13 protein-coding genes and 1 riboswitch are annotated in these 12,564 nt (G+C 73.6%); of the genes, 7 read left to right on the forward strand and 6 right to left on the reverse strand.

The window, feature by feature from the left end; all coding sequences use genetic code 11:
- Positions 1-101: 101 nt before the first annotated feature.
- The 7 genes from ACN28A_RS11735 (at position 102) to ACN28A_RS11765 (ending at position 7,968) form a co-directional block, all read left to right on the forward strand.
- Positions 102-1,514, forward strand: coding sequence for an ATP-binding protein (locus ACN28A_RS11735; RefSeq protein ID WP_421394949.1), 1,413 nt, complete (start codon positions 102-104; stop codon positions 1,512-1,514).
- Positions 1,515-1,707: 193 nt separating this feature from the next.
- Positions 1,708-3,705, forward strand: coding sequence for a HelD family protein (locus tag ACN28A_RS11740; protein ID WP_421394952.1), 1,998 nt, complete (start codon positions 1,708-1,710; stop codon positions 3,703-3,705).
- Positions 3,706-3,945: 240 nt separating this feature from the next.
- Entirely contained in the window at positions 3,946-5,184 is a 1,239-nt protein-coding gene (locus ACN28A_RS11745) for a serine hydrolase domain-containing protein (RefSeq protein ID WP_421404313.1), read from the forward strand.
- A gap of 106 nt (positions 5,185-5,290) precedes the next feature.
- Positions 5,291-6,001 carry a transporter gene (locus ACN28A_RS11750; protein WP_421394954.1) on the forward strand — a complete coding sequence of 237 codons (711 nt, stop codon included), beginning with the start codon at positions 5,291-5,293 and terminating at the stop codon, positions 5,999-6,001.
- On the forward strand, positions 5,998-6,318 hold the full coding sequence (locus ACN28A_RS11755) for a transcriptional regulator (RefSeq protein WP_421394955.1): 321 nt from the start codon (positions 5,998-6,000) through the stop codon (positions 6,316-6,318). The genes ACN28A_RS11750 and ACN28A_RS11755 overlap by 4 nt, the downstream gene beginning before the upstream one ends.
- Positions 6,315-7,217 carry an ABC transporter ATP-binding protein gene (locus ACN28A_RS11760; RefSeq protein ID WP_421394956.1) on the forward strand — a complete coding sequence of 301 codons (903 nt, stop codon included), beginning with the start codon at positions 6,315-6,317 and terminating at the stop codon, positions 7,215-7,217. Before ACN28A_RS11755 ends, ACN28A_RS11760 begins: the two co-directional genes overlap by 4 nt.
- A 13-nt stretch (positions 7,218-7,230) precedes the next feature.
- Positions 7,231-7,968: an ABC transporter permease gene (locus ACN28A_RS11765; protein WP_421394957.1), complete on the forward strand. Its 738-nt coding sequence runs from the start codon at positions 7,231-7,233 to the stop codon at positions 7,966-7,968.
- Positions 7,969-8,022: 54 nt separating this feature from the next.
- Here the strand turns inward: ACN28A_RS11765 and ACN28A_RS11770 are convergent, their stop codons facing one another.
- From ACN28A_RS11770 to ACN28A_RS11795, 6 genes are all read right to left on the reverse strand, one after another.
- Entirely contained in the window at positions 8,023-8,934 is a 912-nt protein-coding gene (locus tag ACN28A_RS11770; RefSeq protein WP_421394959.1) for an ABC transporter ATP-binding protein, read from the reverse strand.
- Positions 8,931-9,965: a FecCD family ABC transporter permease gene (locus tag ACN28A_RS11775; protein WP_421404315.1), complete on the reverse strand. Its 1,035-nt coding sequence runs from the start codon at positions 9,963-9,965 to the stop codon at positions 8,931-8,933. Before ACN28A_RS11775 ends, ACN28A_RS11770 begins: the two co-directional genes overlap by 4 nt.
- 77 nt (positions 9,966-10,042) lie before the next feature.
- Positions 10,043-10,975 (reverse strand): ABC transporter substrate-binding protein, encoded by a 933-nt coding sequence (locus tag ACN28A_RS11780; RefSeq protein WP_421394961.1) that lies wholly within the window; start codon positions 10,973-10,975, stop codon positions 10,043-10,045.
- A gap of 107 nt (positions 10,976-11,082) precedes the next feature.
- A riboswitch (cobalamin riboswitch) is annotated at positions 11,083-11,184 on the reverse strand.
- Positions 11,185-11,272: 88 nt separating this feature from the next.
- Positions 11,273-11,701 carry a YybH family protein gene (locus ACN28A_RS11785; protein WP_421394963.1) on the reverse strand — a complete coding sequence of 143 codons (429 nt, stop codon included), beginning with the start codon at positions 11,699-11,701 and terminating at the stop codon, positions 11,273-11,275.
- Entirely contained in the window at positions 11,698-12,168 is a 471-nt protein-coding gene (locus ACN28A_RS11790; RefSeq protein ID WP_421394965.1) for an SRPBCC family protein, read from the reverse strand. The genes ACN28A_RS11785 and ACN28A_RS11790 overlap by 4 nt, the downstream gene beginning before the upstream one ends.
- Positions 12,165-12,557, reverse strand: coding sequence for an ArsR/SmtB family transcription factor (locus ACN28A_RS11795; protein ID WP_421394967.1), 393 nt, complete (start codon positions 12,555-12,557; stop codon positions 12,165-12,167). The genes ACN28A_RS11790 and ACN28A_RS11795 overlap by 4 nt, the downstream gene beginning before the upstream one ends.
- Positions 12,558-12,564 lie beyond the last annotated feature (7 nt).

Consider the following 12,564-nt stretch of genomic DNA (forward strand, 5'->3'; position numbering starts at 1 on the left):
ACCGGCAACGACCCGGAGTGGCGGCCGCGACAGACGGAGATACGAACTGTTTGTAGTACAAACAAGAGGTAGTACAAACAGTTTGTAGTAAACTCGATCGCATGTCGATCGTGGGGCGGGTGGCCGAGCTGGCCGAGCTGGCCTCGGCCTGGCAGCGGGCCACCGAGGGGAGTCCCGAGCTGGCCGTCGTCTGGGGCCGCCGCCGCGTCGGCAAGACCTACCTGCTCACCCACTTCGCCCGGGACAAGCGGGCGGTCTACTTCACCGCCACCCGGCAGGACGCCGACGACCGGCAGCTCCGCCGGTTCGCCGGGGCGCTGCGCGAACAGCTCGGCGAAGAGGTGGCCGACCTGGCCCCGGAGACCTTCCCGGACTGGGAGGCCGCGCTTCGGTTCGTCGCCCGGCTGGCCCGCACCGAACCGCTGCTGGTGGTGCTCGACGAGGCACCCCGGCTGACCGGCGGGCACGCCGACTTCGCCGACACCGTCTCCGCCGTCTGGGAGAACCACCTCCGCGACCAGCGGCTGCTGCTGGTGCTCTCCGGGTCGGCGGTCGCGGTGATGGAGCAGATGCTCGGCCCGCAGGGCGGGCTGCACCGGCGGGCCGGCGTCGAGCGCCGGATGGATCCCTTCCCGCTGCCGGACGCCCGCGCCTTCCTGCCCGACCTCGCCCCCGAGCAGTTCCTGGAGGCGTACGCGGCCTGCGGCGGCTATCCGCTGCACCTGCGACGCTGGTCGGCCGGACGCTCCACCGAGGAGAACCTGGACGAGTTGGCGTTCACCCCAGGCGGGTTGCTGCTGCGGGACGCGCCGGACATCCTCTCCGAGGACCTCGACTGGCGCGGCGGCTACGAGCGGGTGCTGACCGCGATGGCCGGCGGCGCCCGGCGACGCTCCCGGATCGCCGGCCGGGCCCAGCAGCGGATCGACTACACCCTCGACCGGCTGCGCCGGGCCGGCTACGTCCGGGCGGTACGCCCGATCGGCTCCGGCGGCTCCGCCGACCCGATGTACGAGATCGCCGACGACTACCTCGCGTACTGGTTCGCCGTGTTGCGCGACGACGCCGACCTGATCGACGGCGGCCAGGGTCCCGCCGTCCGGCGACGCACCTGGGGACGGTGGCAGACGCACCTCGCCCGGGTCTTCGAGGCGGCTGCCCGGGAGCACGCCCAGCAGCTGGTGGCGACCGGTGCGCTGCCCGCCGAGACGGTGGTCGGCCGGTGGTGGAAGGACGAGACCGCCGAGATCGACGTGCTCGGGCTGGTCGGCGACGATCCCGTACTCGTCGGTGAGGCCCGGTGGCAGACCAGGCCGCTCACCCTGCGCGACCTGGCCGACCTGCGCCGCCGGGCCGGCCATCTGCCGCCGGGAGCGGCCGGCCCGACCTTCGGGTTCTGGGCACGCGGCGGCGCCGACGAGGCGCTGGCCGGCCACCCGGAGGTCCGCACGTTCACTCCGGCCGACATGCTGGCCGGCACACCCGGCCGGCGGTCCCGGCGGCGGCCCGGCTGAGCACCGGTGCACACCGGTCCAGCCGTCGGAAAACCGGTGGACCCCCGGGTTGAGCTGCCGGTAGTGTTGCTGGCCGCTTGACGGCCGAGGTGAGCATGCACCGCAGCGGACGTCCCCGCGCCGGGAGCCGGCCATCCGCCCCCGGACACGCGAGCGAGCAGCCGACGCGCTTTCCGCGCCGATGGGAACCAACATGCCCGCACAGGATCTCGACACCGACCTGGAGTACGAACGCGCACACCTGGCCGCCTCCCGGGCCGCCCTGCGGCGGATGCGGGAGCAGGCCGAGTCGCTCTTCCGGACCGGCCAGGACGTGGCCGGCGACGCGTACGCGGCCGAGACGCTCGGCCGGACCCTCTCCCGCCGGGTCGCCGAACTCGCCGACGACCCGAACACCCCGCTCTTCTTCGGCCGCCTCGACCTCGCCGACGCCAGCCACCACATCGGGCGGCGGCACGTCACCGACCAGGGCGGCGAGCCGATGGTGCTGGACTGGCGGGCCCCGATCTCCCGCTCGTTCTACCGGGCAACCGTCCGGGACCCGCAGGGTGTGCACGTCCGGCGACGGTTCGGCTTCGGCGCCGGCCAGCTCACCAGCTTCGAGGACGAGCACCTGGACCGGGGCGAGGAGTACGGCACCGCCAGCCGGATCCTGACCGCCGAGATCGAGCAGCCCCGGGTCGGGCCGATGCGGGACATCGTCGCCACCATCCAGCCCGAGCAGGACGAGCTGGTCCGGGCCGACCTCGCCGACTCGATCTGCGTGCAGGGCGCACCGGGGACCGGCAAGACGGCGGTCGGGCTGCACCGGGCGGCGTACCTGCTCTACCTGCACCGGGAACGGCTGCGCCGGTCCGGGGTACTCGTGGTGGGGCCGAACCGGGCGTTCCTGTCGTACATCTCGGCGGTGCTGCCGGCGCTCGGCGAGGTCGAGGTGACCCAGGCGACCGTCGAGGACCTGCTGGACACCCCGGTACGCGGGACCGACCCGCCGGCCACCGCCGTGCTGAAACACGATCCCCGGATGGCCGAGGTGCTGCGCCGGGCGCTGGCCGGGCTGATCCGCCAGCCCGAGGAGCCGATAATGGTCTCCGACGGTTCGTACCGCTGGCGGGTGAGCGCCGAGGCGCTGCGCCGGGTGGTCGAGGAGGCCCGCCGGGAGGAGTTGCCGTACGCCACCGGCCGGGAGCGGGTCCGGGCCCGGGTGGTCGGCCTGCTGCAACGGCAGTCGGAGGCCCGCCGGGGCGACTCGCCCGGCGACGGCTGGCTGCGCCGGATGGGCCGCTGCAGGCCGGTCACCGATTTCCTCGACACCTGCTGGCCGGCGGTCACCCCGGACGGGCTGCTGCACCGGCTGCTGACCGACCGGCAGGCGCTGGCGGCGGCGGCCGACGGCCTGCTCAGCGAGGCCGAGCAGGCCCTGCTGAGCTGGGCGAAACCGCCCCGTACCCCGAAGGCGGCGAAGTGGACCGCCGCCGACGCCGTACTCCTCGACGAGGCGGCCGGGTTGGTCGAGCGGCTGCCCAGCTTCGGGCACGTGGTGGTCGACGAGGCGCAGGACCTCTCCCCGATGCAGTGCCGGGTGATCGCCCGGCGCAGCGAGCACTGTTCGGTCACGCTCCTCGGCGACCTCGCCCAGGGCACCGCGCCGTGGGCGGCGACGGACTGGCGGGAGTCGCTGCGGCACCTCGGCAAGCCGGACGCCTCGGTGGTGCCGCTGACCATGGGCTTCCGGGTGCCGGCCGCGGTGCTGGCGCTGGCCAACCGGCTGCTGCCGGCGCTGGCCGTGGACGTGCCGCCGGCCGAGTCGCTGCGCTCGGACGGTGCGCTGGACGTGCGTACCGTGCCGGACCTGGTGGCGGCGACGGTGGCCGAGGTGCGCGCGGCGCTGAGCCAGGAGGGTTCGATCGCGGTGATCGCCGCCGAGGCCGAGACGGACCGGCTGGCCGAGGCGCTCGCCGCCGCCGGCATCCCGAGCACGGCCGCCGACGAGGTCGAGGCGGCGGCCCGGGTCAGCGTCGTGCCGGCCACCCTGGCGAAGGGTCTGGAGTACGACCACGTGATCGTGGTCGAGCCGGCCCGGATCGTGGCGGCGGAACCGCGCGGCCTGCACCGGCTCTACGTGGTGCTGACCCGGGCGGTCTCCCGGCTCGCCGTGCTGCACACCGAGCCGCTGCCCGCGCCGCTCTGACCGTCCGGCGCTCGCCGCTTCTCCCTCTCGCGGTGGAACCCGGCGGCGGACCGGGACCGCACGACTCGTCCGGGGTGCCGAGTCGCGGTTCGACACCGAAGTGGACGTTTTCGCCGCCGGGGCGGACCAGAATCTCCAGAGGAGAGATCGTCACGTCCAACCGGGGGAGGAACATTGTCCACGTACCGTCCACACCAGTCCCGTCGGGACTTCCTGCGTACCGTCGTCGCGGGTTCGGCGGTGGCCGCCGGTGCGCTCGCCGCGGGTGCCTCCCCGGCGCTGGCCGGACCGGCCGCCGCGCCCCGGACCGGCTCCGGTGGTGCCCTGCCGGACGGGGCGCTGCGGGACGCGTTGCGCGCGATCAGCGAGGCCGGGATGCCCGGCGCCTTCGCCGAGGTCCGCGACGGGCGGGAGACCTGGCGGGGTGCCAGCGGCGTCGCCGACATCGTCACCGGCCGGCCGGTGCGGCCGGACTTCCAGCACCGGGTCGGCAGCATCAACAAGACCTTCGTCTCGACGGCGCTGCTGCAACTCGTCGGCGAACGCCGGCTGGTGCTCGACGCCCCGCTGCATCGCTACCTGCCCGGACTCGCCCCGGCCGGGGTGACCGTGCGGATGTTGCTCGACCAGACCAGCGGGATCAACGACTACGACCACGTTCTCTTCGGCTCGGTGGAGGGCATCGAGAAGTACCAGCACACGACGATCCGGCCGCGCGAGCTGGCCGCGATCGGGCTGGGCCAGCAGCCGACGAACGCGCCGGGCGAGCGGCACTCCTACTCGAACACCAACTACGTGCTCGCCGGGCTGCTGCTGGAGCGGATCACCGGGCGGCCGGCCGCCGTCGAGATCGGCCGCCGCGTGCTGCGCCCGCTGGGACTGCGCCGGACCTACTTCCCGGGTACGGACCCACGCATCGACGGGCCGCACTCGGCCGGGTACGTCCCGTGGGTCGACGGCTCGCTGCGGGACTTCAGCGTCTACAACATGTCCTGGGCCTGGATGGCCGGGGAGATCGTCTCCACCACCGCCGACCTGAACAGGTTCTTCCGGGCGTTGCTCGGCGGCCGGCTGCTGCGCCCGGCGGAACTGGCGCAGATGCGGCGTACCGTGCCGGCCGACCCGGCCAACCCGTCCGGCACCGGGTACGGCCTCGGCCTGCTCACGGTGCCGCTGCCGGGCGGACCGGTCTGGGGGCACGACGGCGTGGTGCTCGGCCACCAGGCGATCTCGCTGCACTCGCCGGACGGCCGGCGTCAGGTCACCGTCGCGATGAACGCCACCCACTACTGGGTACCCGGGCAGCCCGACCCGATCGGCGAGGCGCTGTTCGACTTCCTGCTCACTGCCTTCGGCAGCACGTCGCCGGCGGCGGGGCGGCGGGCCCTCGCCGGCCCGTCCGGGCCCGGTCCGCTGAGCCCGGCACCGGGGGCGGCGACGCTGCTCCGGCCGCTGCCCGGGGTCGGCGCCACCGGCTGACGCCAGCGGCATTCCGAGGGGCGGGACGGGCGACCGTCCCGCCCCTCCGCCGTAGGTCGAAAACTAGTTCGTGCGGTCGTGGACTTTGCGTTGTAAACTCGTTTGCATGAACGGGAACTTTGACGAGCTACCACCCGCCGACCCGGCAACCGCACTCCGGCTGATCGCCGACCAGCAGGCCGAGGCGGCCCGCCAGCTCAGCCCCAACCTGCTCTGGTACTACTGGCCGTGGGGCCTGGCCTGGCTGGTCGGCTTCGGGCTCTTCTTCCTGCGCTTCGGCCCGGACGGCCGGGTCTTCGTCGAGCTGCCCACCTGGCTGCCGCTGTTCACCCTGCTCGCCCTGCTGATCGCCGCCGGGATCGTCTCCGGGATCGTCGGCGGCCGGACCTACGGCCAGGTCGCCGGCGACTCCCGGCGACGCGGCCTCTGGTACGGGCTGGCCTGGGGCCTCGGCTTCAGCAGCGTCAGCGCGGTGCTCGGCCGGGTCTCCGACCAGCTCCCCGACGACCTCGGCGGGCTGCTCTGGGCCGGCGTCACCGTCGGGCTGACCGGCGCCCTGCACATGGCCGGCGGCGCGGTCTGGCTGGACCGCAACCTCTTCCGGCTCGGCGTCTGGATCAGCGTCATAAACATCGCCGGGCTGGCCGCCGGCCCCGGCTGGCACGCGCTGGTGATCTCGGTCCTCGGTGGCGGCGGGATGCTGGTGGCGGGCGTCCACTTCCTGCTCCGGGACCGACGGCGGGGCCGGGACATCACCGCCGGCCTCTCCGCCGGTCACCCCGGCAGCGCGGGCGGAAGCCCCGGGAGCGCCGCGTGACCGGCCTACCGGAACTCGACCCGGTGATCCACGCGCAGGCCCGGCTCCGGGTGACCGCGACCCTCGCCACCCTGCACGACGGCGACCGGATCACCTTCCCCCGGCTCCAGGACATCCTCCAGATGACCGCCGGAAACCTCTCGGTGCACCTGCGCAAGCTCGAAGAGGCCGGCTACGTCGAGATCGTCAAGACCCACCACGGCCGTACCCCGACCACCCTGGTCGGGCTCACCCGGCGCGGCCGGTTCGCCTTCGAGGAGTACACCCTCGCGGTCCGCGCCCTGCTCGATCCCCCTGCAGCGGAGGAAAAGCCATGATCCTCGCCCGCGCCGTCCAGGCCACCCGCCGGTACGGCGACGTCACCGCCCTCGACCGGGTCGACCTCGAACTTCCGGCCGGCGAACTGGTCGGCCTGCTCGGCCCGAACGGCGCCGGCAAGAGCACCCTGCTCAGCCTGCTGGTCGGGCTGCGCCGGGTGCACTCCGGCCGGGTCGAACTCTTCGGCGCCGACCCTCGCGACCCGGCCGCCCGCCGGCAGATCGGGATGACCCCGCAGGAGACCGGACTCCCGCCCACCCTGCGGGTCGGCGAGGTGGTCGACTTCGTCTCCGCGCACTACGCCGATCCGGTGCCCCGGGCCGAACTGCTCGGCCGGTTCGGCCTCGACGACCTGGTCCGGCGGCAGACCGGCGGCCTCTCCGGCGGGCAGAAACGCCGGCTGGCGGTCGCGCTGGCCTTCGTCGGCCGTCCCCGGCTGGTCTTCCTGGACGAGCCGACCACCGGACTCGACGTGACCGCCCGCCGGGAACTCTGGGACGGCATCCGCCAGTTCCACGCCGACGGCGGCACGGTCCTGCTGAGCAGCCACTACCTGGAGGAGATCGAGGCGCTGGCGCACCGGGTGGTGGTGCTCGGCCACGGCCGGGTGCTCGCCGACGACACCGTCGGTGCCGTACGCGACCTGGTCGGGGTGCGCCGGGTCAGCCTGGTCACCCCGGGCCTGCCGGAACTGCCCGGCGTACGGGCCGTGGAGCGGGTCGACGGGGTCACCCGGCTGCTCACCACCGACGCCGACCAACTGGTCCGGGAACTGGTGCACAGTGGAGTTCCCTTCGCCGACCTGGAGATCCGGCCGAGCAGCCTGGAGGACGCCTTCCTGGCCATCACCGAGGAACGCGCCCAACCCGCCAGGCCCGCCCAGCCCGCCGACGTGTGACGGAGGAACGATCGTGCGACTCTCGCTCGTCCATGCCAGATTCCAACTGCTGGAGACGATCCGGATCCCGATCGCGCTGGTCGGCAGCGCGTTCTTCCCGGCCGCCTCGATGCTCTTCTTCGTCGTCCCGTTCAGCGGCGACGACCCGGTGGTGGCCACCTACGCCACCGCCTCGATGGTCACCTTCTCGGTGATGAGCACGAACATCTTCCAGTACGGCATCGGGGTGGCCGAGGACCGGGCGCAGCCCTGGGACCCGTACCTGCGTACCCTTCCCGCCGGGGCCGCGCCCCGGTTCGCCGGCCGGATCCTGGCCGGTCTGCTGCTCACCCTGCTCTCGCTGCTCCCGGTGGTGGTGATCGCGGCGGTCGCCACCGCGGCCCGGATCACCGGACCGGCGTTCCTGGCCGCGCTCGGCACCGTCGTCGTGGTGGCGGTGCCGTTCACCCTGATGGGGCTGGCGATCGGTTACTCGCTGCCCAGCAAGGCGGCGATCGTGGTGGCCCAGGTGGTCTTCTTCCCGCTGGCCTTCGGCGGCGGACTGCTCTTCCCGCCCGGCGACTCGCCGGGATTCATCGAGGTGATCGCCCCCTACCTGCCGACCCGGGGCGCGGTCGAGCTGATGTGGGCCGCCGTCGGCGACTTCCCGGTCGACCGGCTCTCGCTGGTGATGCTCGGGGTCTGGATCGTCGTGCTGGCCGCGGTCGCCGGCTGGGCCTACCGGCGCGACGAGGGACGCCGGTTCAGCTAGGGCACCGACCGAGCCAGCCGAGCCCACCGGGGCCACCGAGGCCGCCGACAACCGCTAGTCGGCGGTACGCCGGGTGCGGACCGGGACGACGAGCGGGCCGTGTTCACCCTCGATGACGCGTACCCGGGCCCGGTAGTGCGTACCGAGCAGGTCGTCGGTGAGCACCGCCCGGGGCGGGCCGTCGGCGACCACCGCACCGGCGGCGAGCAGCACCATCCGGTCGGCGTACTCGCCGGCGACCGAGAGGTCGTGCATGGTGGCCAGCACGGTCAGGCCGTGGTCGGCACGGAGCTGGTCGACGAGTTCCAGCACCTCCTGCTGGTGCCCGATGTCCAGCGCGCTGGTCGGCTCGTCGAGCAGCAGCAGCGGGGCACCCTGGGCCAGCGCCCGGGCCAGGAAGACCCGCTGCCGCTCGCCGCCGGAGAGCGTCGCCAGCGGCCGGGCCGCGAAGCCGGTCAGGTCCAGCCGGTCGAGTACGTCGTGCGCCACCGCCACGTCGGCGGCGGACTCCCGGCCCAGCGGCGGCACGTACGGGGTACGGCCGAGCAGCACGTAGTCGAGTACCGCCATCCCGGCCGGCACGACCGGGGACTGCGGCACCGTGGCCACCGTCCGGGCCCGGTCCCGGCGGCGGAGCCGGGCGAGCGGCGTACCGAAGAGGGAGATCGAGCCGGTGCTGGCCGGCAGCAGCCCGCCGACCGCGCGGAGCAGCGTCGACTTGCCGGCGCCGTTCGGGCCGATCACGGTGACCCACTCCCCGGCGGCGACCGAGAGGCCGACCCCGGCCAGGATGGCCGCCCCGCCGAGGGTCACCCCGAGGTCGGTCACCTCGACGGCGACCCCGGCCGGCGCGGTCGCACCACTCGCACCCGTCGACGCCGTCGCACCCGTCGCACCCGTCGACGCCGTCGTACCGGTCGACGCCGTCGCACCCGTCGCACCGGTCGCACCGGTCGCACCGGTCATTCCGCCACCCGCCGGGTGGTGCGCAGCACGATCGCGAAGAACGGGCCGCCGAGCAGCGCGGTGACCACGCCGATCGGGATCTCGGCCGGCGCGGCGACGGTACGCGCGGTCAGGTCGGTCAGGGTGAGGAAGGCGCCGCCGAAGAGCACCGAGAGCGGCAGGATCGCCCGGTAGCTCGCCCCGGCCAGCATCCGCACCACGTGCGGGACGATCACGCCGACGAAGCCGATCAGTCCGGAGACCGAGACGGCGGCGGCGGTGCCGAGCGAGGCCGCGGCGACCAGCAGCAGCCGGGAACGCTGCGGATGCAGGCCGAGACTGCTCGCCTCGTCGTCGCCGAGCGCGAGTACGTCGAGTTCACGCCGGTGCACCAGCACCACGGCGGTGGTGAACACCGCGTACGGCAGCACCACGAGTACGTCGTGCCAGCCGGCGGTGGCCAGCCGGCCGAGCATCCACGAGTAGACCTCCTGGATGCTCTCGGCGTTGCGTTGCAGCAGGTAGGTCTGCCCGGCGGCGAGAAAGGCGGAGACCGCCACCCCGGCCAGGATCAGCGTCGCCGGTGAGCGGTCCCGGCCGCCGGCCGCGCCGAGCAGGTAGGTCAGCAGCACCGCGCCGAGCGCCCCGACGAAGGCGGCCAGCGGCACGGTGACCGGCAGCCCGACCGTGACGTCCGCGCCGCTGACCCCGCGCAGCACGATCACGGCCGTCACCGCGAGTCCGGCTCCGGCGGCGACGCCGAGCAGGTGCGGATCGGCCAGTGGGTTGCGGAAGACGCCCTGGTAGCTGCCGCCGGCCAGGGCCAGCATCCCGCCGACGAGCAGGCCGAGCACCACCCGGGGCAGCCGCAGCTCGGTGACGATGGCTATCTCGCGCTCGTTCAGGCCGCTGTGCAGGTGCACCCCGGGTACCAGGTTGAGCAGCTCGATCGCGACGCTGCCCGGCGGCAGGCTGACCGGCCCGAACGCGATGCCGGCCAGCGCGGCGACCAGGACGGCGGCGAACCCGGCCGCCAGCCACCGCCGGCGCAGCCCGGCGGGCCGCCCCGGCCGGCCGGGCCCGGCGGGCGCGGCCGGAGTGCCGGGGCGGGCCGGGGCGCCGGCTCTGCTCAAGCGGGTACCTTGGCGACCGCGTCCACGATCGCCCGGAGCAGGTCGACGACCCGGGGACCCCAGCGGGACGCGATGTCGTCGTCGAGCGGGACGACCTGGTTGTTCTTCACCGCGGTCATCCCGGACCAGCCCTTGCGGGCCGCGACCGTCTGCGGGGACTGCTGGCAGCACCTGGTGTCGGCCAGGAAGACCAGGTCCGGGTCGGCCTTGATGATCGCTTCCTCGGCGAGCTGCGGATAGCCGCCCTTCGAGCCGTTCGGGTCGGCCGGGTCGGCGATGTTCTCCAGCCCGACCATCCCGAAGAGCGAACCGACGAACGTCCTACTCGTCGCCGAGTAGTACTCCGGGCCCAGTTCGTAGAAGTAGGTGAGCTTCTCCGACCGCTGCGGCAGGTCCCCGACCAGCTTCCCGACGTCGTCCTTCATCCGGCCGACCAGGTCGGCCGCCTCGGTCGGGTGCCCGGTGAGCGCACCCAGGTCGGTGATCTGCCGGTAGGTGTCGTCGAGCGTCGTCGCCGCCGGCGCCAGGTAGTGCGGGATCTTCAACTGGCCGAGCTGGTCCACGATCTTGTTCAGGTCGTTGGTCAGGACCACCAGGTCGGGATCCTTCGCCGCGATCGCCTCGGCGTTCGGGGTGAAGGCGGACAGCTCGCTCTTCGGCGCCTCGGCCGGGTGGTTCGAGTTGTCGTCGACGGCGGCGACCTGGCTGCCGGCGCCGATCGCGAAGAGCATCTCGGTGGCGGTCGGCCCGAGCACGACGATCTTCTCGGGGCGCTCGTCGAGGGTGAGCGGGCCGACCGTCACCGGATAGCTGGCACCGCCCGCGTCGGGGCTCGGGGCCGAGCCGGGGTCGTCGGCGGCGCAGCCGGCCAGGGCGAGTGCCGTGCTGGCCAGCAGCGCCGCCAGCAGCCGGGGGGTGCGTCGGGTCATTCGGTCCTCCTGTCGGGCGAGGTCTGGTGCTCCGCCGACAGGTGCCGCTGCCCCGCCCACGGGGCGCCCTTCCTCGAAGGCGCTTTCCGGGACCGCGCCGCAGGCGACCTGGCTCGTCCCCCGCCGCACCACTCGGCGCCGCCGGCGGGGCGGTGAGTGGGTCTGCGGGTGGCATCACAGTTGCGGGACAGCGCCGGTTTCGCACCGGCTTCGCTGCGGGGTGGTCGGGGAAAACGGTAGCGCATCCGAGTCGTGACCCGGCAGTGGCATGGCGCCGAGCGCCGCCGTTCCCCCTGCTCAACGTTGTGTGCTGAGCCCACCGGTGGCCGGATCGAACGGGAAGGAGACGTGCTGGTGGATCATCTGCCACCGGCCGTCGACCTTCTGGAACACCCGCGTTCCGCGCGACCAGGTCTCGACCGGCTCTCCGCCGGGCTCCTGGACCCGCATCCGGTTCAGTCCCCAGGTGACCGCGATGTCGTCCCGGACCACCACCTCCAGGTCCGGGATGTCCCACCGGAACTCGCCCCGGGCCAGTTCGAAGCCCTGCCGGCAGACCTCCCGGACCGCGTCCGCGCCCCGGTGGACCTGCGGCGCCGCGTGCTCGTACGAGACCACGTCGGGGGCGATCTTCGTCATCACCGCGTCGAGGTCCTTGGCGGCCGAGTCCCGGAACCACTCCGCGAACTCCCGGCGGATCTCGTGCTCGGCATCGGTGTCGGTCATCTGCCCTCCTTCTCGGTGAGCGCCTTGGCGAGGTGCGTGTCGAGCTTGTCGAAGCAGCCCCGCCAGCCCTCGGCCACGGCGTCGCGTACGGCCACCGACTCGAATCCGGTCTGCTCGAAGGTCATCTCGGTCTTGCCGCCCCGGTCGGCGAGCAGCACCGTCACCAGGGTCTCCAGCGTGGTGTTGCCGTCGGCGTCGGCCTGGGCCAGCGTCAGCACCAGCCGCTCGGGCGGTACGACCTCGCGGAACTCGCCGTACTCCCGGTAGGTCTCGCCGCCCGTGGAGCGGTACTCGACCTGCCACCGCCCACCGGGCCGGGCGTCCAACTCGCACCGGGTCACCGAGAATCCCGGCGGGGCGAACCAGGTGCCGACCTCTTCGGCCCGGGTCCAGGTCCGGAAGACCAGTTCCCGGGGTGCGTCGAAGACGCGGACGATCGGGATGCGGTGTCTGTCTGTTGCCGTCACGGTTTTCTGCTCTCCTCGTCTTCGTCGGTGGCTTCCCCGGCGCCGGCCGCCCTACCGTCGGCACCAGCCGCCTGGAGTCGGGTCAGCCGCTCGTCGAGCTGGTCGAACCGGTGTTGCCAGAGCCGCCGGTAAGCGCCGAGCCAGGCGTCGATGTCGGCGAGCGGCTCGGCCCGGATCCGGCTCGGCCGTCGCTGGGCGTCTCTGGCCCGGGTGACCAGGCCGGCCGCCTCCAGCACGGCGACGTGTTTGGAGACCGCCCGGGGCGTCATCGCGAACGGCTCGGCGAGATCGGTGACCGAGGCGTCGCTGCCCAGCAGGCGGTCCAGGATCGCCCGTCGGGTCGGGTCGGCGAGCGCAGCGAAGACCGTGCTGAGCGTGTCCCGCGCCATTCGGTAC

The sequence above is a fragment of the Plantactinospora sp. WMMB782 genome (assembly GCF_049179135.1).
Classification (GTDB): Bacteria; Actinomycetota; Actinomycetes; order Mycobacteriales; family Micromonosporaceae; genus Plantactinospora.

Excerpts from the sequence above, each read along its gene's own strand:
- ACN28A_RS11735 (WP_421394949.1), top strand. The coding sequence starts at position 102 with ATGTCGATCGTGGGGCGGGTGGCCGAGCTGGCCGAGCTGGCCTCGGCC.
- ACN28A_RS11740 (WP_421394952.1), top strand. The coding sequence starts at position 1,708 with ATGCCCGCACAGGATCTCGACACCGACCTGGAGTACGAACGCGCACAC.
- ACN28A_RS11750 (WP_421394954.1), top strand. The coding sequence starts at position 5,291 with ATGAACGGGAACTTTGACGAGCTACCACCCGCCGACCCGGCAACCGCA.
- ACN28A_RS11760 (WP_421394956.1), top strand. The coding sequence starts at position 6,315 with ATGATCCTCGCCCGCGCCGTCCAGGCCACCCGCCGGTACGGCGACGTC.
- ACN28A_RS11770 (WP_421394959.1), bottom strand. The coding sequence starts at position 8,934 with ATGACCGGTGCGACCGGTGCGACCGGTGCGACGGGTGCGACGGCGTCG.
- ACN28A_RS11780 (WP_421394961.1), bottom strand. The coding sequence starts at position 10,975 with ATGACCCGACGCACCCCCCGGCTGCTGGCGGCGCTGCTGGCCAGCACG.
- ACN28A_RS11785 (WP_421394963.1), bottom strand. The coding sequence starts at position 11,701 with ATGACCGACACCGATGCCGAGCACGAGATCCGCCGGGAGTTCGCGGAG.
- ACN28A_RS11795 (WP_421394967.1), bottom strand. The coding sequence starts at position 12,557 with ATGGCGCGGGACACGCTCAGCACGGTCTTCGCTGCGCTCGCCGACCCG.